At 73.8% G+C, this 21,935-nt stretch carries 18 protein-coding genes and 1 pseudogene; 11 read left to right on the forward strand and 8 right to left on the reverse strand.

Annotated features, from left to right (window positions below; genetic code table 11):
- Positions 1 to 112: 112 nt before the first annotated feature.
- Genes H297_RS0118760 through H297_RS37115 form a run of 7 tightly spaced genes read left to right on the forward strand, consistent with a single transcriptional unit; the run spans position 113 to position 9,638 of the window.
- Positions 113 to 1,354 (forward strand): ArgE/DapE family deacylase, encoded by a 1,242-nt coding sequence (locus H297_RS0118760; protein ID WP_027738322.1) that lies wholly within the window; start codon positions 113 to 115, stop codon positions 1,352 to 1,354.
- Positions 1,351 to 2,802: an aldehyde dehydrogenase family protein gene (locus H297_RS0118765; protein ID WP_027738323.1), complete on the forward strand. Its 1,452-nt coding sequence runs from the start codon at positions 1,351 to 1,353 to the stop codon at positions 2,800 to 2,802. The genes H297_RS0118760 and H297_RS0118765 overlap by 4 nt, the downstream gene beginning before the upstream one ends.
- Positions 2,799 to 3,605 (forward strand): SDR family oxidoreductase, encoded by an 807-nt coding sequence (locus tag H297_RS0118770; RefSeq protein WP_027738324.1) that lies wholly within the window; start codon positions 2,799 to 2,801, stop codon positions 3,603 to 3,605. Before H297_RS0118765 ends, H297_RS0118770 begins: the two co-directional genes overlap by 4 nt.
- 57 nt (positions 3,606 to 3,662) lie before the next feature.
- Positions 3,663 to 4,016: a DUF3311 domain-containing protein gene (locus H297_RS37110; protein ID WP_064744845.1), complete on the forward strand. Its 354-nt coding sequence runs from the start codon at positions 3,663 to 3,665 to the stop codon at positions 4,014 to 4,016.
- Entirely contained in the window at positions 4,013 to 5,593 is a 1,581-nt protein-coding gene (locus tag H297_RS0118780; RefSeq protein ID WP_027738325.1) for a sodium:solute symporter family protein, read from the forward strand. Before H297_RS37110 ends, H297_RS0118780 begins: the two co-directional genes overlap by 4 nt.
- Entirely contained in the window at positions 5,590 to 7,266 is a 1,677-nt protein-coding gene (locus tag H297_RS0118785; protein WP_037794637.1) for an amidohydrolase, read from the forward strand. Before H297_RS0118780 ends, H297_RS0118785 begins: the two co-directional genes overlap by 4 nt.
- Entirely contained in the window at positions 7,236 to 9,638 is a 2,403-nt protein-coding gene (locus H297_RS37115) for a penicillin acylase family protein (protein WP_064744846.1), read from the forward strand. Before H297_RS0118785 ends, H297_RS37115 begins: the two co-directional genes overlap by 31 nt.
- On the opposite strand, the gene H297_RS0118795 is transcribed toward H297_RS37115, so the two are convergent.
- The 4 genes from H297_RS0118795 to H297_RS0118810 are packed head-to-tail and all read right to left on the reverse strand — an operon-like array spanning position 9,616 to position 14,018.
- Complete coding sequence (locus H297_RS0118795; protein WP_027738327.1) at positions 9,616 to 10,461, reverse strand: ABC transporter permease subunit; 846 nt, start codon at positions 10,459 to 10,461, stop codon at positions 9,616 to 9,618. The two genes, H297_RS37115 and H297_RS0118795, sit on opposite strands and share 23 nt — an antisense overlap.
- A gap of 14 nt (positions 10,462 to 10,475) precedes the next feature.
- Positions 10,476 to 11,411 carry a carbohydrate ABC transporter permease gene (locus H297_RS37120; RefSeq protein ID WP_051351968.1) on the reverse strand — a complete coding sequence of 312 codons (936 nt, stop codon included), beginning with the start codon at positions 11,409 to 11,411 and terminating at the stop codon, positions 10,476 to 10,478.
- The gene (locus H297_RS0118805) at positions 11,411 to 12,865 is read right to left on the reverse strand and encodes an extracellular solute-binding protein (RefSeq protein ID WP_078514280.1); all 1,455 of its coding nucleotides are present in this window, start codon (positions 12,863 to 12,865) and stop codon (positions 11,411 to 11,413) included. The genes H297_RS37120 and H297_RS0118805 overlap by 1 nt, the downstream gene beginning before the upstream one ends.
- Before the next feature lie 46 nt (positions 12,866 to 12,911).
- Entirely contained in the window at positions 12,912 to 14,018 is a 1,107-nt protein-coding gene (locus tag H297_RS0118810; protein WP_051351969.1) for a PfkB family carbohydrate kinase, read from the reverse strand.
- A 174-nt stretch (positions 14,019 to 14,192) separates the two neighbouring features.
- On the opposite strand from H297_RS0118810, the gene H297_RS0118815 reads away from it, so the two are divergent.
- Both H297_RS0118815 and H297_RS0118820 read left to right on the forward strand, forming a co-directional pair.
- Complete coding sequence (locus tag H297_RS0118815; protein ID WP_027738330.1) at positions 14,193 to 14,945, forward strand: DeoR/GlpR family DNA-binding transcription regulator; 753 nt, start codon at positions 14,193 to 14,195, stop codon at positions 14,943 to 14,945.
- Positions 14,942 to 16,342: a 6-phospho-beta-glucosidase gene (locus H297_RS0118820; protein WP_051351970.1), complete on the forward strand. Its 1,401-nt coding sequence runs from the start codon at positions 14,942 to 14,944 to the stop codon at positions 16,340 to 16,342. The genes H297_RS0118815 and H297_RS0118820 overlap by 4 nt, the downstream gene beginning before the upstream one ends.
- A 473-nt stretch (positions 16,343 to 16,815) precedes the next feature.
- On the opposite strand, the gene H297_RS37125 is transcribed toward H297_RS0118820, so the two are convergent.
- Complete coding sequence (locus H297_RS37125; RefSeq protein WP_078514282.1) at positions 16,816 to 17,412, reverse strand: DoxX family membrane protein; 597 nt, start codon at positions 17,410 to 17,412, stop codon at positions 16,816 to 16,818.
- Positions 17,413 to 17,641: 229 nt separating this feature from the next.
- Between H297_RS37125 and H297_RS0118830 the strand changes: the two genes are divergently transcribed.
- Complete coding sequence (locus H297_RS0118830; RefSeq protein ID WP_027738332.1) at positions 17,642 to 18,394, forward strand: SDR family oxidoreductase; 753 nt, start codon at positions 17,642 to 17,644, stop codon at positions 18,392 to 18,394.
- A 12-nt stretch (positions 18,395 to 18,406) separates the two neighbouring features.
- Here the strand turns inward: H297_RS0118830 and H297_RS37130 are convergent, their stop codons facing one another.
- Both H297_RS37130 and H297_RS0118840 read right to left on the reverse strand, forming a co-directional pair.
- Positions 18,407 to 19,651 (reverse strand): MFS transporter, encoded by a 1,245-nt coding sequence (locus H297_RS37130; RefSeq protein WP_051351971.1) that lies wholly within the window; start codon positions 19,649 to 19,651, stop codon positions 18,407 to 18,409.
- Positions 19,652 to 19,714: 63 nt separating this feature from the next.
- Positions 19,715 to 20,848 carry a baeRF3 domain-containing protein gene (locus H297_RS0118840; protein ID WP_027738333.1) on the reverse strand — a complete coding sequence of 378 codons (1,134 nt, stop codon included), beginning with the start codon at positions 20,846 to 20,848 and terminating at the stop codon, positions 19,715 to 19,717.
- 199 nt (positions 20,849 to 21,047) lie between these two features.
- Between H297_RS0118840 and H297_RS44375 the strand changes: the two are divergent.
- Positions 21,048 to 21,299, forward strand: a pseudogene (locus H297_RS44375) (type B 50S ribosomal protein L31); the annotation flags it as partial.
- Between the two features lie 303 nt (positions 21,300 to 21,602).
- Here the strand turns inward: H297_RS44375 and H297_RS0118850 are convergent.
- Positions 21,603 to 21,935: transglycosylase SLT domain-containing protein (locus H297_RS0118850; RefSeq protein ID WP_027738335.1), on the reverse strand; the 333-nt coding region annotated here is incomplete at its 5' end.

Raw genomic sequence — 21,935 nt, forward strand, 5'->3', positions numbered from 1 at the left:
CGACCCCTTGACCGGAGCCGTCCTGCGCCAGCAGAGTACGGACGATCAACTGGTCTGACCAGTCGCCTGGCTCTCCGGTCGGGCGGCTCGGGAAAGGACATGGAGGTGGGCCATGCAGTCCGGTCCCGGCGCACTGCCGTGGGAGCCCGTGCCCGACACCGAGGCGGCCGTCGCCCTCACCCAGGAGCTGGTGCGGCTGCGCACCGTCAACTGCGAGGGCGCCGAGGCCGTTGAGAAACCGGCCGCCGAGCTGGTCTCGGATCTGTTCACCCGCTTCGGGTGGGAGCACACCGTCACCGAGGTGGCGCCCGGCCGCCCGAACGTCGTGGCAGTCGTCGAAGGCGGCGGGGGTGACGGTCCGACCCTCATGTTCGAGGGACACACCGACGTGGTGACCGAGGGCGAGGCCGCCGACTGGAGCGTGGATCCCTACGGCGCCGAGATCCGCGACGGGCGGATGTGGGGGCGGGGCACCGCCGACATGAAGTCGGGGGTCGCGGCGATGATCCACGGGGTGCGTGCGCTTCAGCAGGCGGGCCCCTTCCCCGGCCGGATCGTGGTCGGCGTGCTGGCCGACGAGGAGGGCATGATGCTGGGCGCCAAGGCTTTCGCCGCCTCGCCGCTGGCGGCCGAGGTGGACGGCGTCGTCGTCTGCGAACCTGAGGGGTACGAGGTGTGCACCTCCGCGCGCGGCGGCATCCGGCTGCGGCTGGACCTGAGCGGCGCGATGGCGCACGGGGCGATGCCGCAGGAGGGCCGGAGCCCGATCGCAGCGGGCGCGAGGATCGTCGAGTCGATGGCCGCGGTGGAGGAGTGGGCGACCGGGCGCTTCGGCGCCCACCCGCACGCCGGCTCGGTGACGGTCACTCCGACGGTGCTGCTCGGCGGCGACCCGGACCAGCTCAACGTCATCCCCGCGCACGGCGTCGTCGGCATCGACGTGCGCACGGTCCCGGGCACCGGCCACGCCGAACTCGTGGACCGCATCCGGCAGACGGCCCAGGAGGCCGCAGCCGGCTTCGGGGTGGCGGTCGGGGTGACCGTCGTGGACGACCGCCCCGCCGTCGAGATCCCCGAGGACCACCCGCTGGTCGCCGGGCTGGTGGCCGCCCACACCCAGGTGCACGGCGCGGCCCCGGCGTTCGGGGCGGTGCCCGGCACCACGGACGGCACGATCCTCACCCGGGACGCCTCGTTGCCCACCGTGGTCTACGGGCCGGGCGGCAAGTGGATCGCCCACCAGAAGGACGAGTACGTCGAGGTGCGGGAGATCGGCGAGTACGCCCGGGTGTACGCGGTGGCGGCGCACCGGTTCCTCACCGGCGGCGTACCGGCGAAGGGTGCCGCGGCATGAGCCTGTGGGACCGGGAGGAGTTCCCGCGCGGGCTGCCGGTGGGTGACGGCTGGGTGCCCGCGCCCGAGCAGCAGGACGTGCTCTTCCCGTACGACGGAAGCCTCGTCGCGCAAGCTCCCCTCGGGGGCGAGGCGTTGGCCCGGCAGGCGGTGGAGCACGCCGCCGCCCTGCGCCGCGCCACGGCGGCGCTGCCGACCCGGACCCGCCGTTCGGTGCTCGGCGGTGTCGCCGACGCGCTGGAGAGCGTGGCGGCGGGGATGGAGGATCTGCTGGTCCTGGAAACGGGCAAGCCGCGCGTGGACTGCCGTACGGAAGTCGTCCGCGCCGTCGCCACCTGGCGGGCCGCGGCCGACGAGGTGGTGCACGTGCACGGGGAGACGGTGCCGCTGGACGGGCTGCCGTCCGGGGACGGGATGACCGGCTTCTGGACGCGGCGCCCGGTCGGTGTCGTGGTGGGGGTCGCCGGCTTCAACTATCCGATGATGCTCGCCTCCCACAAGATCGCCCCTGCCCTGGCAGCCGGCTGCCCGGTCGTCGTCAAGCCCGCGCCGGCCACACCGCTGGCCACGCTGTGGCTGGTGCACCTGGTGCGCGAGCAACTGACCGCCGAACAGGTACCGGCCGGCACCGTCCAACTGGTGACCGGTGACGCGCAGGTGGGCCGTACCCTCACCACCCACGAGGCGGTGGCCGCCGTCTCCTTCACCGGCTCGGCGTCCGTGGGCCACCGCATCGCGCGCGACGCCGCGCCCCGCAAGGTGGTGCTCGAACTCGGTTCCAACGCCGCGCTGGTCGTCGCGGCCGATGCCGACCTCGACGCCGCGGCCGACGCCGTGGTGCGCGGCGGCACTTACGCCTCCGGGCAGGCGTGCATCGCCGTCCAGCGGGTCGTGGCGGAGGAACCGGTGGCCGCCGCGCTGGAGCGCCGGATCACTCAGAAGCTGGCCTCGGTGGCGGTGGGCGACCCGCGTGAGGAGCGCACCCGGGTCGCCGCGCTGATCGACGAGGCGGCCACCGAGCGGGTGCTGGCGTGGATCGCGCAGGCGCGGGAGGCGGGCGCCCGGGTGGTGGCGGGTGGCGCACGGCGGGGACGGTGCGTGACGCCCACCCTGCTGGCGGACGTGCCCGACGGGCAGCCGGTGTGGGACGAGGAGGTCTTCGGCCCCGTCGTCTGTCTGCGAGCGGTGCCCGACCTGGACACGGCGTTCGCCACGGTGGACGCGAGCCGCTACGGCCTGCATGCGGCCGTCTTCACGCAACGGCTCGACGTCGCGTTCCGGGCCCTGGACGAGCTCGATGTCGGCGGCGTGGTCATCAACGAGGTGCCCGGCTACCGCTGCGACGTCGCGCCGTACGGCGGTGTCAAGGACTCCGGTGTCGGCCGGGAGGGCCCACGGTTCGCGATCGAGGAGCTGACGGTGACGAAGATGGCGGTGATCAAGCCATGAGCACGGCGGACGCGGGGGATGCGGCGGGCGCGGTGGACTACGGACGCCTGTTCCGGCTGGACGGGCGGCGGGTGGCCGTCGTCGGCGGTGGGAGCGGCATCGGCCGGGAGGCCGCGCGCGCCCTGGCGGCGCAGGGCGCCGAGGTGGTGGTCGCGGACCGCGACGAGGCGGGTGCCGGCCGGACCGCCCAGCTGGCCGGTCCCGGCGCGCAGGCGTACACCCTCGACGTGCTGGACGAGGACGCACTGCGGGCCGCCGCGCAGGCGTGGGGGCCGCTGGACGGGCTGGTGGTGACGGTCGGCGTCAACGTCCGCAAACGCCTCGCGGACTACTCCGTCGAGGAGTTCGAGCAGGTGGTCGCCCTCAACCTGCGGGCGCACTTCTCGCTGGTGCGGGCCTGTGCGCCGGCCATGGCGCAGCGGGGCCGCGGCTCGGTCGTCTCCCTCGCCTCCATGCGCGCCTTCCAGGTGGAGCCCGGCCAGGGCGTGTACGCCGCCTCCAAGGCGGGACTCGTCCAGCTGCTGCGGACCGCCGCGGCCGAGTGGGGCCCGCAGGGGGTGCGGTTCAACGCCGTGGCTCCCGGCGTGGTACGTACTCCGCTGACCGACCAGATCGCCGCGGACCAGGAGTGGTACGAGGCGTATGCGCGGGCCTCCGCGCTGCAACGCTGGGCGCGGGCCGACGAGATCGCCGGCGCGGTGGTCTACCTGATCTCGGACGCCGCCACGTTCGTGACGGGCAGCGTGCTGACCGTCGACGGCGGGTGGACCGCCGTCGACGGCCGGTACGACCCCGCCCTGTGACCTCGGCGGCCCGGCCCGCCCACTGCCGACCCCCACGAGGCAAGGAGCATCGCGCACATGCCGGACTCGCACCCTGAGCAGGAAGCGGACGACCCGCTGGAGGGGCTCCCGCGCGTCACGGCCGGACGCCCGGCGCTGTGGCTGCTGGTCGTCCCGGCCGCCCTGTACTGCGCGGCGCCCCTGGTGGCCAACCGCATCGAACCCCGCGTCCTGGGCCTGCCGTTCCTGCTGTTCTGGATCGTCGCGGCGACGGTCCTCAGCCCGCTGGTCATCTGGGCGGTCTCCCGGCTGGATCCGGCCTTCGGCCAGGGCGCCGTGGAGCCCCTGCCGGTGGACGACGCGGACGGGACGGACCGGAGGGGCGACGCCGACGGGCGCGGCAGCGGACACGACGGGGAGGGCCGGCGATGAGCGGCTCGGCGGCGGTGGCGACGACGATCTTCGGACTGGCGATGGCGGCCACCCTCGGGGTGGGCGTGCTCAGCGCCCGGGGCCGGGACAAGGGGATGGCCGAGTGGTCGGTCTCCAGCCGGGGTCTGGGCGTGCTGTTCATCTGGCTGCTGATGGCCGGCGAGACCTACACGAGCTTCTCGTTCCTGGGCACGGCCGGGTGGTCGTACTCCTACGGGGTGCCGATCCTCTACCTCGTCGCCTACCTGTCGGTGGGCTTCGCGGTGGCGTACGTGGTGGGCCCGGCGCTGTGGACGTACGCGAGCCGCCACCGGCTGCTGTCCATCGCGGACATCGCCGAGCACCGGTTCCGGTCCCGCCCGGTGGGCATCCTGGTGGCGGTGGTGGCGACGGTGTTCATCGTGCCGTACGTGCAGGTCCAGATCCAGGGCATGGGCGTGGTGGTGAACGCGATGACGTACGGCAGCGTCGACCTGCACGTGGCTGCCGTGGTCTCGTTCGTCGTCGCGGAGGCGTTCGTCCTGATCTCGGGGCTGCGCGGTTCCGCGTGGGTGAGCGTGCTCAAGGACGTCCTGGTGATCGTGGCCGTGGTGTTCCTGGCCGTGTGGGTGCCGCTGCACTACCTCGACGGCTACGGGGACTTCATGGCACGCATGGTGCACGAGAAGCCCGAGTGGCTGACGTTCCCGGGGCATGCCTCCGGCGGGCTGAGCGGCACCTGGTTCGTGACGACGCTGCTGCTCAACGCGGTGACCATCTCCATCTTCCCCACCACCGTCGCGGGGTATCTGAGCGCGAAGGGTCCCGATGCGCTGCGCCGCAACGCCGTGCTGCTGCCCTGGTACCAACTGCTGCTGTTCATCCCGATGGTGGTCGGCGCCACCGCGCTGTTCGTCCTGCCGTCGCTGGACAACCCGGACCTGGCGCTGTTCCGGTTGGTGACGGACTCCCTGCCCTCGCCCGTCGTCGCGGTGATCGGGGTGGCGGGCGCCCTCTCGGCGATCGTGCCCATGAGCGTGTTCATGCTGGCCATCGGCACCCTGTGCGGGCGCACCCTGCTGGGCGGCGGCAACGGTGCGGACCCGCGCAGCCGCGCCCACCGCGCAGCGGGAGGCGGCGCCACCGGGGCGGGCGGCGCCGGCGGTACGGAGGACCTGCGCGTCAAACGGCTCTCCCAGCTCGTCTGCCTGCTGGCCGGAGCGGTGGCGCTCTTGGGCAGCCTCTTCTACCCGAACACGCTGGTGCAGCTCTCGGTCCTCTCCTACGAGGGGCTGGCCCAACTCGTACCGCTCGCCCTGCTGTCGCTTTTCTGGCGGAGGCTGACCGCCTCGGCGGGGGTGGCGGGCATGCTCGTCGGGCTGGCCACGGTAGCGCTGCTGTGGTGGACGGACAACGACCCGTGGCACGGCGTCAACGGCGGCGTGCTGGGCCTCGCCGCCAACCTGCTGGTGGCCCTCGCCGTCACCTGGGCCGGGCCACGCGCACCGTCCCGCGGTACGACCGCCCCGCCCCGCACCCCGGCCCAGAACGCCCCGGCCCCCGTCCCGGAGCCGGGCCCGAAGGGAGAATCGGTATGAACGACTCCGCGCACGGCGCCCTGCGCGAGACCACGCCCGTCCTCTACCGCGCCGCCCGCATCGTCAGCCAGGCGGGAGCGGACGCGGCCCGACCCGAGACCGGGAGCGGCCCGGAGCCGGAGGCGCTGGCCGTCGCCGAGGGACGGATCCGCGCCACCGGCACGGTCGCCGCGCTGCGCGAGAGGTTCCCCGGCGCGCGAGAGGTCGACTTCGGCGCCGCGACCGTGGTGCCCGGCCTCAACGACGCCCACCTGCACCTGGTGATGGCCGCCGAGGACCTGCTCCACCTCGACCTGTCGGCCGCCGCCGTCCCGGACCGCGAGGCGCTGCTGGAGCGGGTAAGGGAGGAGACCGGGCGGACCGCACCCGGCGCCTGGATCCGGGGCAGCCGCTACGACGACGCCAAGACCGGCCGCGTCACCCGCCGCGATCTGGACCGGGTGGCGCCGGGCCACCCGGTGCTGGTGGTGCACGTGGCCGGGCACTGGGGCGTGGCCAACTCGGCGGCGCTGCGGGCCTTCCGGATCGACGAGGACACCACGCCGCCGGACGGCGGGGACTTCGGGCGGGAAGCGGACGGGCAGCTCGACGGGCGGCTCGTCGAACGCGCCATGATGAACCTCGTCTACCCGGCCACCGCCCGCGGGCACTCCCCTCTGGCACCGAGCACCCGCGAGGAGCGGCTGCGCGGTCTGGCCCGTGCCCAGCGGCTGTGGCATGCGGCGGGTCTCACCTCGGTGACCGACGCACTGGTCGCCCCCGACGACATCGCCCTGCTGCACCAGGCGCGGGCCCGCGGCGAGTTGACCCTGCGCACCGGCATGCTGCTGTCGATCGATCACTACGACGCGGCGCGCGAGCTGGGGGTCGGCAGCGGTTTCGGGGACGACCTGCTGCGGCTGGTCGGCGTCAAGGCGTTCTCGGACGGCGCGGTCGGCGGCCGTACCTGCCTGCTCTCGGAGCCGTTCGCGGACTCGGCCGACGGGGCGCGCGGGTTGCAGACCACCCCCACCGAGGAGCTGAGGGCGCAGGTGCGGCGGGTGCACGCGGACGGCAACCGGATCGGTGTGCACGCCAACGGGGACGCGGCGATCCGGCTGGTGCTGGACGCGTTCGAGGCCGCCGCCCGCGAGCTGCCGCGGCCGGGACTGCGCCACCGGATCGAGCACTGCACGGTGGTGGACGAGGACATCCTGGCGCGGATGCGCGCGCTGGGGGCCGTCGCCGTGCCCTTCGCCGGCTACCCCGCCTACCACGGGGACGCGCTCAACCGGTGGTACGGGGCCGAGCGGGCGGAGCGGATGTTCGCCCACCGCTGGTTCCTGGACGCCGGGGTGACCGTCGCCGGTTCCTCCGACTACCCGTGCGGACCGTACGAGCCGCTGCTGGGGCTCCAGTCCATGGTGACCCGGGAGGGCGTCGACGACGGTGCCCTAGTCGGCCCCTCCCAGCGGGTGAGCCCGGCCGAGGCCCTGCGGATCTTCACGCTCGGCTCGGCCCGGGCCGAGGGCACCGACGCGGTCAAGGGGCGGCTCGCGCCCGGCTACCTGGCCGACTTCACCGTGCTGGGCGACGATCCCCGCACCGTGGACCCGCGCGGGATCGCGGCCATTCCGGTGCAGGCCACGTACGTCGGCGGAGCATGCGTGCACGAGGGGACGGCGCCCAGGTGAGCGGAGGCGGCCCGGCGGTGGCCACGACCCGCTTCGCGGTGAGCGGCCTGGAGCAGCCCGTCGAGATCCTCGTCGACCGCTGGGGCGTCCCCCACCTGTACGCCGCCTCCCGCGCCGACCTGTTCCTGGCCCAGGGTTTCAACGCCGCCCGTGACCGGCTCTTCGCACTCGACCTGTGGCGCCGCCGCGGGCTCGGGATCCTCTCCGAGGCGTTCGGCGCACGGTACGTGGAGCACGACCGGGCGGCCCGCCTGTTCCTGTACCGGGGCGACATGGCCGAGGAGTGGGCGGCGTACGGGCCGGGTACGCGCGAGATGGCCCGCTCGTTCGCCGCCGGTGTCAACGCCTACGTCACGCTGGTACGGGAGGAAGCGGTGCCCGCCCCGCCGGAGTTCGCCGCACTCGGCCACACCCCGGCGTTCTGGGACGCCGGCGACCTGGCCCGGATCCGCACCCACGGCGTGTTCTCCAACCTCCGCGAGGAAGTGGCGCGGGCCCGCACACTGCGCGACTTCGGGCCCGAGGTCGAGGAGCTGCGCAAGGCGCGCGACCCCGAGGGGCACACGTTGCGGGTGCCCGAAGGACTGGACCTGTCCGTCGTCCCCGACGACGTCCTGCGCGTGTACGAGCTGGCCACCACCCCGCCGTGGGCGGCTCAGGCGGCACCCCGCCAGGGCGTGGACGGCAGCAACAACTGGGTGCTGGCGCCGTCCCGTACGGCGACGGGCCGCCCCCTGCTGGCCAACGACCCGCACCGCGCCCTCACCCTGCCCTCCCTCCGCTACCTGGCGCACCTGTCCGCGCCCGGTCTCGACGTCATCGGCGCGGGCGAGCCGGCGCTGCCGGGCATCTCCATCGGGCACAACGGCCACCTGGCGTTCGGTCTCACCATCTTCCCGATCGACCAGGAGGACCTGTACGTCTACCGCACCGACCCGCGAAACCCCCGCGCCTACGCCTACGGCGACGGGTGGGAGCCGATGACGTGTGTGACGGAGGAGATCCCGGTCAGGGAAGCGGAACCGGTCCGCACCGACCTGTGGTTCACCCGGCACGGCCCCGTCATCCGTGCACGCCCCTCCGAGAACGCCGCGTTCGCCGTGCGGGCCGCCTGGCTGGGCCCGGGGATGGCGCCGTACCTGGGCAGTGCCCGCTACATGGGCGCCACGACGCCCGACGCCTTCGTGGCGGCGCTGCGAAGCTGGGGCGCACCGGGCGAGAACCAGGTGTACGCGGCCACCGACGGCACCGTGGGATGGTGCCCGGCCGGACGGATCCCGCGGCGGCGCAACTGGGACGGCACGCTTCCGGTGCCGGGTGACGGCCGCTACGAGTGGGACGGCTTCCTGGACGCCGACGAGCTGCCCTCCGTGCGCGATCCCGCGGCCGGATTGTGGGCAACCGCCAACGAGTTCAACCTGCCGCCCGATCACCCGCACGACGAACGGCCCGTCACCCACGACTGGTACGCCCCGTTCCGGTACGAGCGCTGCGCCGAAGCGCTGGCGGCGCGGGCCGACTGGAGCGCCGCGGACTGCGTACGGCTGCAGACCGACGTCCTCAGCCTGCCCGCACGGCGGGTGCTGCCGCTGCTGGCGGGGCTGCCCGGACAGGACTCCCGGGTACGTGACGGCCTGGAGCTGCTGCGCGGTTGGGACGCGCGGCTCACCGCGGACTCGGCGGCCGCGGCGCTGTTCGAGGTGTGGTTCCGCCGCCATCTGCGGCCCGCGCTGCTGCGCCGCGCGCTGCGGCCGCTGGTGCCCGCCGACCGGTCGGCCGAGGCACTGCGGCGGGTGCTGCCCGCCGAGGGCGACTCGTCCGATCCGCGGGTGGACCTGCGGCTGCTGGCGGCCCCGGACCCGAGAGGCGAGGTACCGCCGCTGCTGCTGGAGACGCTCGGCGAGGCGGTGGAGGCCCTGACCGCGCTGCTCGGACCCGACACCGCGTCCTGGTCCTGGGGGGCGCTGCACCGCGCGGCGCCGCGGCACCCGGTGGCGCGCCTGCTGGCCCAGCAGGGGGTGCGGGAGGCGCCTGCGTGGTGCGGGGTCGGGACGCTTCCCCGGCCGGGCAGCGGCGACACCGTGGGCGCCACCCCCTACCTGCCCGACTTCGCCCAGAGCGGCGGGGCGAGCTTCCGGATGGTGGTGGACGTCGGCGACTGGGACGGCTCGCTGGCGATGAACTCCCCCGGGCAGTCCGGGGATCCGCGCTCCCCGCACTACGCGGACCTGTTCGCCCGCTGGGCGGCGGACGAGGCCTTCCCCCTCGTCTACTCGCGCTCCCGGGTGGTGGAGGAGGCCAGGCACCGCATCGTCCTCACCCCCGGCGCGACCGCCCCCCGGTCCGGTGTCACTCCTTCGCCGAGCCGGTGAGCATGCCCTGGATGAACCGGCGCTGCAACAGCAGGTAGACGACGACCACGGGCAGCGCGATCAGCACGGCGGCCGCGGCCAGCAGCGCAGTGTCCGAGGAGTGCTGTCCCTGGAAGAAGGCGAGGCCGAGCGGGACGGTGCGGTGGGCCTCGTCGCTGACCATCACCAGGGCCATCAGGAACTCGTTCCAGGTCCACATGAACACGATGACGAGCAGCGTGGCGAACGCCGGCCGCCCCATGGGCACCAGGACGCGGGTCAGCGCCGTCCAGTGGGTGGCCCCGTCGATGCGGGCGGCCTCCAGCAGGGAGCGCGGCGTGTTGCGGAAGTAGGTGCGCATCCAGAAGACGCCGAAGGCCAGCGACTGCGCCGTCTGCGGCAGGATCAGCCCCCAGTAGGTGTCGGTGAGTCCCCAGTGCCGCAGGTCGAAGTAGAGGGGGACGATCACCGCTTCCTGCGGGAGGGTGAGGCCGACCACGAACAGGTAGAAGAGCACGTTGGAGCCGGGGAAGCGCATGGTGCCGAAGGCGTAGGCGGCCAGGGTGGCCAGCACCGTGGTGAGGGCGACGACCGCGACGGCCACCACCACGGAGCTGACCAGGTAGGTGCCGAAGTGGCCGCGGGTCCAGGCGTCGGCGAAGTTGCGCCAGTTGAGCCCGTCGGGGAGCGAGAAGCCGGTGTCCAGCGAGGACTGGCTGGAGACGGCGGTGGACAGGATCCCGGCGACCGGTGTCAGCGCGATCAGGGAGAACAGCCCGAGCAGGCCGTAGGTGACGGCGCGTTCCGTGCCGGTGGTGCCCTGCCGCGTGTGCTGCTTTGTCAACGGGCTCCTCGTACTCATCGGGACCGCCCCTCCACGAGCCGGGTGACCACCATGGTCAGCGCGAAGATCACCACGGTGAGGGTGATGCCCATGGCCGAGGCCGCGCCGACCTCGCCGGTCTCGAAGGCCCGCCGGTAGACCTCGAAGGCGGGCACCGAGGTGGCGTCGCCGGGGCCGCCGCTGGTGGTGATGTAGATGAGGTCGAAGTTGCGCAGCCCGGCGACCAGGGTCAGCGTGAGGGCCACGGCGACCTCGGCCCGCAGCCCCGGGAGGGTGACGGCGAAGAACTCCCGTACCGGTCCGGCGCCGTCGATGCGGGCGGCCTCGTACAGCTCGCGCGGGATGCGCTGGACGCCGGCCAGGAACAGCACCAGGCACAGTCCGGTCTCCACCCACGTGCCGACCGCGCCGACCGCGGGCAGCGCCCAGGTGTAGTCGCCCAGCCACGAGCGGGTCAGCGAGCCCAGCCCCACGGCGCGCAGTGTGTCGTTGAGCAGCCCGTCCGGCGCCAGGATGGAGCGCCAGGCGACGCCGACGACGACCATGGCCAGCACCTGCGGCAGGAACAGCACGGTGCGGAAGAACGTCATGCCGCGGATGCGGAAGCGGGTCAGCGCCGCTGTCAGCAGCAGGCCGAGGGCCACCGGCAGGGCGGCGTAGAAGAGGAGCAGGACGGCGGCGTGGACGAAGGGCGCCCGCAGCTCGGGATCGGTGAGCAGGTCGCGGTAGTTGTCCAGGCCGGCCCAGCCGGCGCGGGTCAGCCCGTCCCAGTGCAGCAGCGACAGCCACCCGGTCTGGCCCAGCGGCCACAGCAGGAAGACCCCGAAGACGGCGAGGGCCGGCAGGATGTACAGGTATCCGACGGCCCGGGGCTCGCCGGGGGCGCGGCGGCGGTACCGGGCGGCGAACCGGCGCGCCGCGGTGGGCCCGCCCGTGGTGCCGGGGCTCATCACTCCTCCCCGCCCTCGGCACGCTGCCGACTGCGGAACTCGTCGTACTCCTTCTGCATGCGCGAGGCGAGTTCTTCGGGGGCGAGGCTGCCGCTGAGCAGGCCCTGGAGGTCGGCGGAGAGCGTGTCGTAGAAGGTGGGGGTGGTGTAGTCGAGGTAGGGCACCAGCCCGTCGGCGTCGTTGAGGCGCTGCCAGCCGGCGGTCATCTGTCCGGCGGCGCTGTCCTTCCTCACCTTCCGCGCGGCCTTCCCCGGCACCACGGACAGCACCCCTTCCTCGGCGAGCACGTTCGAGGCGTGGGAGCTGGTGAGGAAGTCCAGGTAGGCGGCGGCGACCCCGGGGTGGTCGGACTTGGAGGTGACCGACCAGGGCAGGCCCTCTCCCCCGGTGGTGCGGGGCGGCTTGCCCGCGGCGGACGGGGGCGGCGGCATGAAGCCGAGGCGCTCGCCCATGGTCTTGCGCAGGTCGGCCAGTTGCCAGGTGCCGGTGATCAGGAAGGCGCCCTTGCCGTCGGCGAACTGCTTGGCCGCGTCGTCGTAGCCCTTGCCGTTGGCGCCCTTGGGCAGGTAGCCCTGCTCCGCCCAGTCGGCCAGGGTGCCGGCCGCCTTCCGGGTGGCGTCGTCCTCGAAGCCGTCGCCGCGGCCGAAGACGGTCTCGCGCACGGGCCCGGCGTCGCCCGCCGCCTGGGCCTGGAGCAGTCCGAAGGTGTGGATGGCCGGATACTTGTCGAGGTTGCCGAACTGGACGGGGAGCTGCCCGGCCTTCTTCAGCTTCGGCAGCGCGCGGGTGAACTCCCCCCAGGTCTTCGGTACGGCGACACCGGCCTTCTTCAGCACCTTCTTGTCGTAGTAGACGCCGATGTACTCGCCCTCCTGGGAGATGCCGTACAACTGGCCGGTGCCGAACTGCCTGCCGTCCGCGGAGACCCGGTTGAGGTTCAGCAGCGTCTGCGGAAAGCGGGTGTTCCAGCCGTAGAGGCCCGCGTAGCTGTCCAGCGGGGTGAGCATCCCGGCGTGGGCGAAGGCCACCATGTCGGAGTAGCCCTGGTTGGCCTGCACGACGTCGGGCGGATTGTCGCCGCTGAGCGCCAGCTTGAGGGTCTTCTGCAGGTCGTTGAAGCTGCGGGCGACCCGCTTGACGGTGACGTTCGGGTACTTGTTCTCGAACTCCTTGTTGAGCCGCTCGATCGCCGCGTTCTGGCCGCCGCGCACCTGCTGGTCCCACACCGTGAGGGTGACCTTGCCCGCCTTCGCGGGGTCGGGTACGGCCGTCACCGCACCGCCGCCCGCTCCGGCGGCGCCGGAGCCGTCCGTGCCGGGTACGCAGGCGGCCGCCGGCAACAGGGCGCACAGCGCGCCGAGTACGGCGAGCGGACGGCGGTACCGGCCGCCCCGGCCCCGCGTGCGTTCCCGCACCCGCCCGTTGCGCCCGCGTCGCCCTGGTCCCTCGTTCATCGTTCCTCCCCGCACGTCGTTGCTCGCCCTCGTGGGCCTCGCCCGCTCACGAGCGGAAACCGATGGTGGGGGTGGCGCGCAGCAGCGGCCAGTCGCCGCGGCCACCGGGCAGCAGATCGTCCAGGAAGCCGTAGCGCCGCATCACCTCGGGGCTCTGGCCGCCGATCCGCCGCGCGTACTGCCACCAGGCGGCCACCTCGCTCCAGCCCGGCGCCGAGAGGGAGCCGCCGAAGTGCTGCACCGACAGCGCGGCGGTCAGGTTGGCGAAGGCCAGCCGGTCGGCGAGCGGCCAGCCGGCGAGCGTGCCGGTGGTGAAGCCCGCCATGAACACGTCCCCGGCGCCCGTCGGGTCCAGCGCGTCGACGGCGAGCGCCGGCACGTCCGCACGCTCGCCGCTGTGGCCGTCCACGGCGACCGCGCCGCCCGAGCCCTTCGTCACGACGGCGACGGGTACCAGCTCGGCCAGCGTCTCCACCGCCTGTTCGGGGCTGTCGGTACGGGTGTAGTGCATGGCCTCGGTGGCGTTGGGCAGAAACGCGTGGCACAGCGCCAGGTCGGCCAGGGTGTCCGGGTCCCAGGCGCCGGTCTCGTCCCAGCCGGTGTCGGCGAAGATGAGGCTGCCCTCGGCGTGTGCCTGCCGCACCCAGTCCCCCACCCGCCCCGGCGTCAGGGAGGTCACGCACGCGCGGGACGGCGGCCGGGCCGCGACGCTCACGCACGGCTTGGGGGCCTCGTGCCCGTGGCTGACCATGGTGCGCTCGCCGTCGTACGCCATGGAGACGGTGACCGGTGAGTGCCAGCCCTTGGCCCGGTGCGAGGGGGCCAGGTCGATGCCCTCGCTCGCGCTGAGAGCGTCCCAGCAGTAGTCGCCGTACATGTCGTCGCCGAACGCCGCGGCCAGCGCGGTACGCAGGCCCAGCCGGCGCAGGGCCGTCGCCATGTTGGCCACCCCTCCCGGGCTGGAGCCCATGCCGCCGGCCCAGGTCTCGGTGCCGCGTACGGGGGCGTGGTCGAGGCCGGTGAAGACGATGTCGAGGAAGACGGTGCCGGTGAGGAACACGTCCGTCTCGGGACCGCCGTCCGCACGCTGGGCGGCCAGCGGGTCCAACGCGCTCCCGGTCGGTGCCGGCCGGGCGCTCCCGGTGGTGCTCAAGGCCGCTCGCCCCTCTCCGTCGTGGCCGGCTCGGGCCGTGGCGGAACCGAGCCGTGGCCGGAAATTACCTTCTCCGTCACGGGTTTGAGCGATACCTTGCACCGCCTTCCGGCCGGATTGCAATACCTCGCTCACAGTCGCGCACAGACGCTCAGTCACGCTAGGCTGCCCGCCATGTTGCGCGAGAGTCGGCACGAGAAGCTGCTGCGCATCCTCCGCGAGGAGGGGGTGCTGCCCGTCGTCGAGATCGCCCGCAGGCTTCAGGTCAGCGAGGCCACCGCACGGCGCGACGTGTCCGACCTGTCCGGCGCGGGCAAGCTGCGGCGGGTCTACGGTGGCGCCCTCGCCCGCGAGCCGGCCGAACGCCCCTTCGGCGAGGAGGAGGTGGGCGATCTCCCCGCCAAGGACGCCGTCGCCGCGGCCGCCGCGCACCTGATCGAGGACGGCGAGACGGTGCTGCTCGACATCGGCACCACCACCCTGCGGCTCGCGCGCCTGCTGCACGGCCGGAAGGTCACCCTGATCACCTCCAGCCTCGCCGTCTACGAGGAGCTGCGCTTCGACGACGCGGTCTCGCTGGTGCTGCTGGGCGGCGAGGTGCGCCGCAACTACCGGTCATTGGTCGGCAATCTGACTCAGGCCGCGTTGCAGGAGATCTACGCCGACCGGGTCTTCCTCGGCACGAGCGGCGTCCTGCCCGACGGCCGCGTTCTGGACACCACCCAGGTCGAGGTACCCGTCAAGCGGGCCCTGCTGGGCTCCGCCCGCCAGGCGGTGCTGCTGGCCACCCCGCGCAAGTTCCCCGGCACCGGCAGCGCCCGCGTCTGCCAGGCCGCCGACATCGACATGCTGATCACCGGCCAGGCGTCCGACCCGGCCACCCTCGCCGCGTTCCGCGAGGCCGATGTGGAGGTAGTACAGGTATGAGCGACACGACGGACGGAGCAGCAACGGCGCCCGGCACCGGAACCGGTACCCGCGGTACCAGGCTCACCGTGCTCGGCGGCGGCGGATTCCGGGTGCCGCTGGTGCACCGGGCCCTGCTGGACGACGCAGCGGATGTGACCGCTGCGGGGCGCTGCACCGAACTCGTCCTCCACGACACCGACCCCGCCCGGCTGGCCGCCGTCGAGGCCGTACTGAGCGAGCAGGCGGCCGCGCACGGCGGGCCGGCTCCGGCCGTGCGCACCACCACCGACCTCGACGAGGCGCTGCGCGGCACGGACTTCGTCTTCAGCGCCATCCGCGTGGGCGGTCTGGCCGGACGCGTCCAGGACGAGCGGATCCCGCTCGCCGAGGGGCTGCTGGGGCAGGAGACCGTCGGCGCGGGCGGCGTGCTCTACGGGCTGCGCACCGTGCCGGTCGCCCTCCACATCGCCGAACGCGTCGCCGCCGTCGCACCCGAGGCCTGGGTCATCAACTTCACCAACCCGGCCGGGATGGTCACCGAGGCCATGCAGCGGGTGCTCGGCGACCGGGTCATCGGCATCTGCGACTCGCCCGTCGGCCTGTGCCGCCGCGCCGCCCGCGCCGTGGGGGCCGACCCCGACCGCGCCGACTACGACTACGTGGGGCTCAACCATCTGGGCTGGCTGCGCCGCCTCGTCGTCGACGGCACCGACCGGCTGCCCGCACTGCTGGCGGACACCGCCGCGCTGGAGTCCTTCGAGGAGGGCAAGCTGTTCGGCGCGGAGTGGCTGCGCGCGCTCGGGGCGCTGCCCAACGAATACCTGCACTACTACTACCACCACCGCGAGGCCCTCAGCGCCATCCGCGAGGCCGACGCCACCCGCGGGGAGTTCCTCGCCCGGCAGCAGGAGGGCTTCTACGCACGGCTCTCCGCCGACGGGCAGGGCAGCGCCTTCGCCGCCTGGGAGGCCACCCGCCGCGAGCGCGAGGAGACCTACATGGCGGAGAGCAGGCAGGCCTCCGGGGGCTGGGAGCGGGAGAGCTGCGACCTCGACGGCGGCGGCTACGACCGGGTCGCCCTCGCCCTGATGCGGGCGGTCTCCCGCAACGACCGCACCACCCTCATCCTCAACGTCCGCAACCGCGGGGCCGTGCCCGGGCTGGACGACGACGCCGTGGTGGAGGTGCCGTGCCTGGTCGACGCCGGCGGCGCCCGCCCGCTGGCCACCGGCCCCCTCGCCCCCGACCAGCTCGGTCTCATGCTCCAGCTCAAGGCGGTGGAGAGGGCCGCCATCGAGGCCGCGTCCGAGGACTCGCCCCGCGCCGCCCTGCGCGCCCTGGCCCTGCACCCGCTGGTCGACTCCGTCCACGCCGCGGAGCGCGTCCTGGCGGCAGCCGACCCCTTGCGGCGGTGACGGGCGGGACGGGGCCTCGCCCTCCCACGGGGAACGCCGCTGACCTGCTCACCGCTCTGGCTGCCGCCGCGGACCGGTTCCGGGGGGCGGGCCACGCCCTCTTCCTGTCCCACAACCAGGCCCCCGGCGACGGGATCTCAGCAATGTCTGGAGCGCCCACGACCGCCCCTGCGCCGTCGTCGGGTTCACTCTCGCCTCCCCCGACGGCCGCGAGCTGTGCGCCTCGGCCACCGTCGGCGTCACCCCCGGAGGCTTCCGGATCGCGGCGGACGTGACGATCGACGACCACCGCCCCGAGCTCCCCCAGGGCAACCAACGGTGACTGCTGTCCTTGCCGGACGCTGACGCGGCAACCGTTCCGGGGTGCGCCGCCACGCTGCACCGCTACGTCATCGAGGTCACCCGCGCAGCGCCCGGCCTCGTGGACAGGGCGTGGGCGGGGGGCTGAGGCCGCCTGGCCCGGGCACTCCCGGTCAGTGGCGGCCAGCCGCGCTCGCGGCCTTCGCCTTCGCGGCCGTGCTCGCTGTCTTCGCCTTCGCGGCGGCGCGAGCGGCCTGCGCCTGCGCGGCGGCCGGTGCCCTGCTGACGCCGGGCCGCTGCCGTGCGCGGTGCGGGCACGGGGCGGTGGTCCCGCGCTGCTTGGTGCGGGCCCGCAGGGTGCGGATGCGCGCCTGGTGACCCGCGTCGCTGACGACGGCCAGCAGGCCGCCCAGTACGGCGCCGTTCTTCGCGAGCTGGGTGCGGTGGGTGGCGCGGTGCCCCGGGTCCTCGTGCTCCCAGAAGGCGTGACCCGCAAGAGTCGTGGGCACCAGGGAGGCGGCCAGGGCGAGCGAGGCGGCCCGCGGGGTGCGGCCCAGCGTCAGCAGGGCACCGGCCGCCAGCTGGACGGCCGCGTTCACGCGGACGAGCAGCACATCGTCGTCCGGAAGCCCGGGCAGCTTCTCGCGGAGCTTGGCGAGGAACGGCGCCGCCATCTCGGCCCGCGGCTCGGGGTCGCCCAGCGTCTCGGCTCCGGCGCTGACGAAGAAGGTTCCCAGGAGTGGGCGGGCGACCATCTGCAGAGGTGTCATGTGGCGTCCTTGAAGTACGCGGGGCGTCGGGTCGGGGCACGGCGGCGGCTTCCGTCGCCGCCCTGTCCTGCGTAGTCATGCGTACCCGTGCCCCGCCGCCACCCGAACCCGCCGTCCGGCGCAACCCTCCCCTCCCGCGGTGCTCACCCGAATGAGGCCGGCGGCGGTGCGCGGCCGGGCTCAGCGACGGAGAGTGGTGCGCAGCTGAGAGCGAGCGGGAGGTCGGCCGATGAGCGGCGAGTTCGAGGGCAGGGCGGCGCTGGTCACCGGCGCGGCCTCGGGGATCGGGCTGGCCGTCGCCCGGAAGCTGGGGCAGGCGGGCGCCCGGGTCGTGGTCGCCGACCACGACGAGGACGGCGCCCAGGTGGCGGCCGGTGAGCTGGAGACCGCGGGCGTACGCGCCGAGGCGGTCGCCGTGGACGTCACCGACCCGGACTCGGTGCGCGACGCGGTGCGGTTCACCACCGAGACCTTCGGCTCCCTCGATCTGGCCGTCAACAACGCCGGGGTGGGCGGCCCGGCGATGCCCACCGGGGAGTACGAGGTCACCGCATGGAACCGGGTCATCGCCACCAACCTCAGCGGCGTCTTCCACGGGCTGCGCCACCAACTGCCCGTCATGGCGGCCGCCGGCCGTGGCGCGATCGTCAACATGTCCTCCATCCTGGGGACGAACGGCTTCGCGGGCAGCCCCGCCTATGTGGCGGCCAAGCACGGCGTCGTCGGCCTCACCAGGACCGCCGCGCTGGAGTACGCCGACAAGGGGGTACGGATCAACGCCGTCGGCCCGGGCTTCATCGACACCCCGCTGCTGCGCGAGACGGACAACCCGATGCGCGAGCGCCTCGTCTCCCTCCACCCGCAGGGCCGCCTGGGGACCGCCGAGGAGGTGGCGGAGGTGACCGCCTTCCTCCTCTCGGACCGCGCTTCCTTCGTCCAGGGCAGCTACCACCTGGTGGACGGCGGCTACTCCGCCCAGTAACCGTCCCCCGGCTCAGTCGCCGGAGTGCGCGGACTGCTCCTTGTACCGGGTGCGCCACAGGTGGGCGCCGACTCCGGAGGCGAGGACGACGACGCAGGCGGAGAAGAGCAGGCCCGCGTTGCGCAGCCCCAGTCCCGTGCTCAGGGCACCGACCCCGACGACCGGCAGGGAGATGCCGAGGTAGGCGACGACGAACAGCGCCGAGAGGGTGCCGCCCCGGTGCTCCTCAGGGGCGCGGGCGCTGACCGCCGCCAAGGCCGATCGGAACGCCAGCCCCTGCCCGATGCCTCCGGTCACCGCGCCGGTCACCAGCAGCACCAGTGACTCGGTCAGCAGCGAGGCACCCACCTGGACCATGCCGAGCACCAGCCCCAGGCAGCCGAGCGGCAACGCGCGCAGCACCTCGATCCGCCCGGCCGCGGCCTGGCCGAGCAGCGAGGCGGAGAAGACGGAGAAGACCACGGCACCGGAGACCGCCAGGTTCTCCAGGCGCAACGTCTCGGCCATGAAGCCCGGGGAGACCGCGGTGAACAGGCCGAAGACGGCGAAGCCCGTGAAGCAGGCGAGCGCCGCCGGCACGAACACCGGCCGCACCTGGCGCGGCACCTCCATACCGCGCGGGCGCAGCTCGGACCGGGAGCGCGAGGGGCGGTGCACGGTCTCGGGCAGCGCCAGGGTCAGGGCGACAGCGACGGCCACCAGTACCAGGTGGGCGACGAAGGGCAGGGTCAGGGGGTGGGGGGCGTACTGGGCGAGGACCCCGGCGAGCAGCGGCCCGCAGCCGAGGCCGCCCATGTTGGCCGCGGTCGCCGCGAAGCCGCGACTGCCGCCGGGCGCCAGTTCCAGGACGGCGGCCGTGGCCGCGCCGCTGAACAGCCCGGCGGCGAACCCGGACAGCAGCCGCCCCGCGAACAGCAGCGGCAGCCCGCCTTCGAGCAGGAAGCAGACGGCGCTGGCCGCGGAGAGACCCAGCGCCACGAACAGCAGCGGCCGCCGGCCCAGTTTGTCCGACCAGTCACCGGCGACGAGCAGGGCGACGATCACCCCGACCGCGTAGACGGCGAAGACGACCGTCACCATCAGCTCGCCGAAGCCGAGTTCCTGCCGGTAGAGGCCGTAGAGCGGGGTGGGCAGCGTGGTGCCCGCCATGCCGACGGCGAAGACGAAGGCCGCCGCCACGTACCGCAGCAGGCCACGCCGTGACCCCGTGTCGTGTCCGTATCCCTCGTCTGCGGAGTGCTCGGATGCGCGTACCATCACAGCGGCCGACCCTGGAAGATCGCCGTCGAGGGCCGCCCGGCCGCCTCCTGGGCCCGCACCTCAGCCGGTCCAGGTGTGCCGCACGGCACCGGCGATCCGCCCGTGCTCGGCCAACGCGTCCTCGGGGACGAACACCACCTCGGCCTCGGTGTCCAGCGCCGCCTCCACCGTCTCGTCCACGATGTCGTCGTGCACCTGGCCGGTGCGGTCGCTGACGGCGTCGTCGGGGGCGGGGGCCAGGTGGTCGCCGGCGAGCCTGACCTTGCGCCGGTAGGTCTCCTCGACGACCAGCAGCGCCAGCCGCCCCTCCCGGGCGGCGCGCCACACCTCGTCGATGCCGGCGGCGAGCTCCTTGCGCCCGAGGGCGTTGCCGAGCCGGCCGAGCGCCTCCTCGCCGCGGGCCCGCAGCAGTTCGGCCCGCGCCGGGGCGATCGCCTCGAAGACGACCGGGGCCCGCGCGTTGGCCAGACCGCCCTTGGGCACCGTGGCCAGCGCGCTGCGGGTCGCGTGGGTGCCCACGTCGGCCAGCGCGCTGAGCCCGTGCTGGAGCCCGGCCACCAGGAGGGGCCGGGGCTCGTTCTCCAGCACCTTGGACAGGCCGGCGTCCACGTCCCGCAGGTGCTGCAGCGCCGCCTCGTCGCGGTAGCCGCTGGTGAAGTCGCCGGTACGGGAGGCACGCTCGCGCTCGGAGACGACCGTCTCGCTCTCCACCGGGAAGCCGTGGCGCCGCTCCTCGACGAGCTCCTCCCCCGCCCCGCTCCACAGCCGCGCCCGGTCCTCGGCGAAGGTCAGCACCCAGTACGGGCGGTGCTGGGCCTGGGCCGCGACGAGGTTGCGGGTCAGATAGGTGCGGTCGACGACGATGCGCTCGGTGTCGGAGCGCCGGGGCAGGTGCCAGAACTGATGCTCGCCCTGCGCGGCGAAGAGGACCAGGGAGTCCAGCGCGTGGACCAGGTCGATCTCCTGCTCGGCCGCTTCGAGCTGCCCGACGACATCGGCACGCGCCTGCGCCGATACCTGCGGATCGCCGGCCAGCCGCCGCCCCGCCTCGGCGACGAGGTTGCGCAGCCGGACCGGGTCCTGGAGGCTGTCCGGCTTGGTGCGGTGGGTCGGCAGCACCAGGGTGACCGCCGGGTAGGGCCGCGGTCTCCGCAGGTCCGCGAGCACGTCGTGGGTCAGGTCGTTGGTGCGCATCCGTACCTCGCTCCCAAGGTGACGACGACGGCACCTTCCAGCATCACGCGGGAGCGCCTCGTGTGCACCCCGACATCGTCCGGATGCGCCCGGTGCCCGCCCCGTCCCTGCGGGGCAGGCGGGATGCCACGGTTCGGATGCGGTCGTAGCCTGGGGAGGGCGCCCTGCACGAGGGAACACGAGGGGGAAGGAGCGACTTGTGAAGTCCGATGCTCACCCCGACTACCACCAGGTGGTCTTCCGTGACCAGGCCGCCGGATACGCGTTCCTGACGCGTTCGACGGCTACGAGCGACACCACGATCGAGTGGGACGACGGGCACACCTACCCGGTCGTCGACGTGGAGATCTCCTCGGAGAGTCATCCGTTCTACACCGGCACCGCCCGCGTGGTGGACTCCGAGGGCCAGGTCGCCAAGTTCCGCCGCCGCTACGAGCCCACGGCGTCCGGCACCACTCCGGACGACGTCCTGCACGCGGCACCGGAGAGCGAGCCCACCCCGGAGGATGTCGTCCTCGCCTCCGGCCGGGACCTGACCGAGGCCAACCTCCAGTGGGCCCGCGAGCGCATCGCGGCGGAGGGCAGAGGAGCGCTGGACCGGCAGCTGCCGTGACCCCCGCGCCCCGTAGGCGCCCACTCCGGGCGCCCCCCCGGGGCGAGAACCGACGGGAGCGGGTGGGAGGTGTGTGCCTCCCACCCGCTCGGGTGTCTCATGCGTGCTGCTGCTGTTGTGGTGGTGGCCCTGTCCCGGGGGTCAGTAGGCGGAGTCGACCTGGTCCATGGAGCCGTAGCGGTCGGCGGCGTAGTTGCAGGCGGCGACGATGTTGGCGACGGGGTCGGTGAGCTTATCGGCGGTGCCCTTGACGTGGTATTGGTCGAAGGTGGGCTGGATCACCTGGAGCAGTCCGCGCGAGGGGGTGCCCTTCTGGGCGTTGACGTCCCAGCCGTTGACCGCGTCGGGGTCACCGGCCGACTCGCGGATGACATTGCGCTTGATGCCCTCGTAGGAGCCGGGGATGCCGTTCTTCTTCATGATCGCGCGGGCCTCACGGATCCACCCGTCCAGATTGTCGGCAGAGGTCTTCTT

The organism is Streptomyces sp. CNT360 (genome assembly GCF_000424785.1).

Excerpts from the sequence above, each read along its gene's own strand:
- H297_RS0118785 (WP_037794637.1), top strand. The coding sequence starts at position 5,590 with ATGAACGACTCCGCGCACGGCGCCCTGCGCGAGACCACGCCCGTCCTC.
- H297_RS37115 (WP_064744846.1), top strand. The coding sequence starts at position 7,236 with ATGCGTGCACGAGGGGACGGCGCCCAGGTGAGCGGAGGCGGCCCGGCG.
- H297_RS37120 (WP_051351968.1), bottom strand. The coding sequence starts at position 11,411 with ATGAGCCCCGGCACCACGGGCGGGCCCACCGCGGCGCGCCGGTTCGCC.
- H297_RS0118815 (WP_027738330.1), top strand. The coding sequence starts at position 14,193 with ATGTTGCGCGAGAGTCGGCACGAGAAGCTGCTGCGCATCCTCCGCGAG.
- H297_RS0118805 (WP_078514280.1), bottom strand. The coding sequence starts at position 12,865 with ATGAACGAGGGACCAGGGCGACGCGGGCGCAACGGGCGGGTGCGGGAA.
- H297_RS0118760 (WP_027738322.1), top strand. The coding sequence starts at position 113 with ATGCAGTCCGGTCCCGGCGCACTGCCGTGGGAGCCCGTGCCCGACACC.
- H297_RS0118770 (WP_027738324.1), top strand. The coding sequence starts at position 2,799 with ATGAGCACGGCGGACGCGGGGGATGCGGCGGGCGCGGTGGACTACGGA.
- H297_RS0118830 (WP_027738332.1), top strand. The coding sequence starts at position 17,642 with ATGAGCGGCGAGTTCGAGGGCAGGGCGGCGCTGGTCACCGGCGCGGCC.
- H297_RS37110 (WP_064744845.1), top strand. The coding sequence starts at position 3,663 with ATGCCGGACTCGCACCCTGAGCAGGAAGCGGACGACCCGCTGGAGGGG.
- H297_RS37125 (WP_078514282.1), bottom strand. The coding sequence starts at position 17,412 with ATGACACCTCTGCAGATGGTCGCCCGCCCACTCCTGGGAACCTTCTTC.
- H297_RS0118840 (WP_027738333.1), bottom strand. The coding sequence starts at position 20,848 with ATGCGCACCAACGACCTGACCCACGACGTGCTCGCGGACCTGCGGAGA.
- H297_RS0118765 (WP_027738323.1), top strand. The coding sequence starts at position 1,351 with ATGAGCCTGTGGGACCGGGAGGAGTTCCCGCGCGGGCTGCCGGTGGGT.
- H297_RS0118780 (WP_027738325.1), top strand. The coding sequence starts at position 4,013 with ATGAGCGGCTCGGCGGCGGTGGCGACGACGATCTTCGGACTGGCGATG.
- H297_RS0118820 (WP_051351970.1), top strand. The coding sequence starts at position 14,942 with ATGAGCGACACGACGGACGGAGCAGCAACGGCGCCCGGCACCGGAACC.
- H297_RS37130 (WP_051351971.1), bottom strand. The coding sequence starts at position 19,651 with ATGGTACGCGCATCCGAGCACTCCGCAGACGAGGGATACGGACACGAC.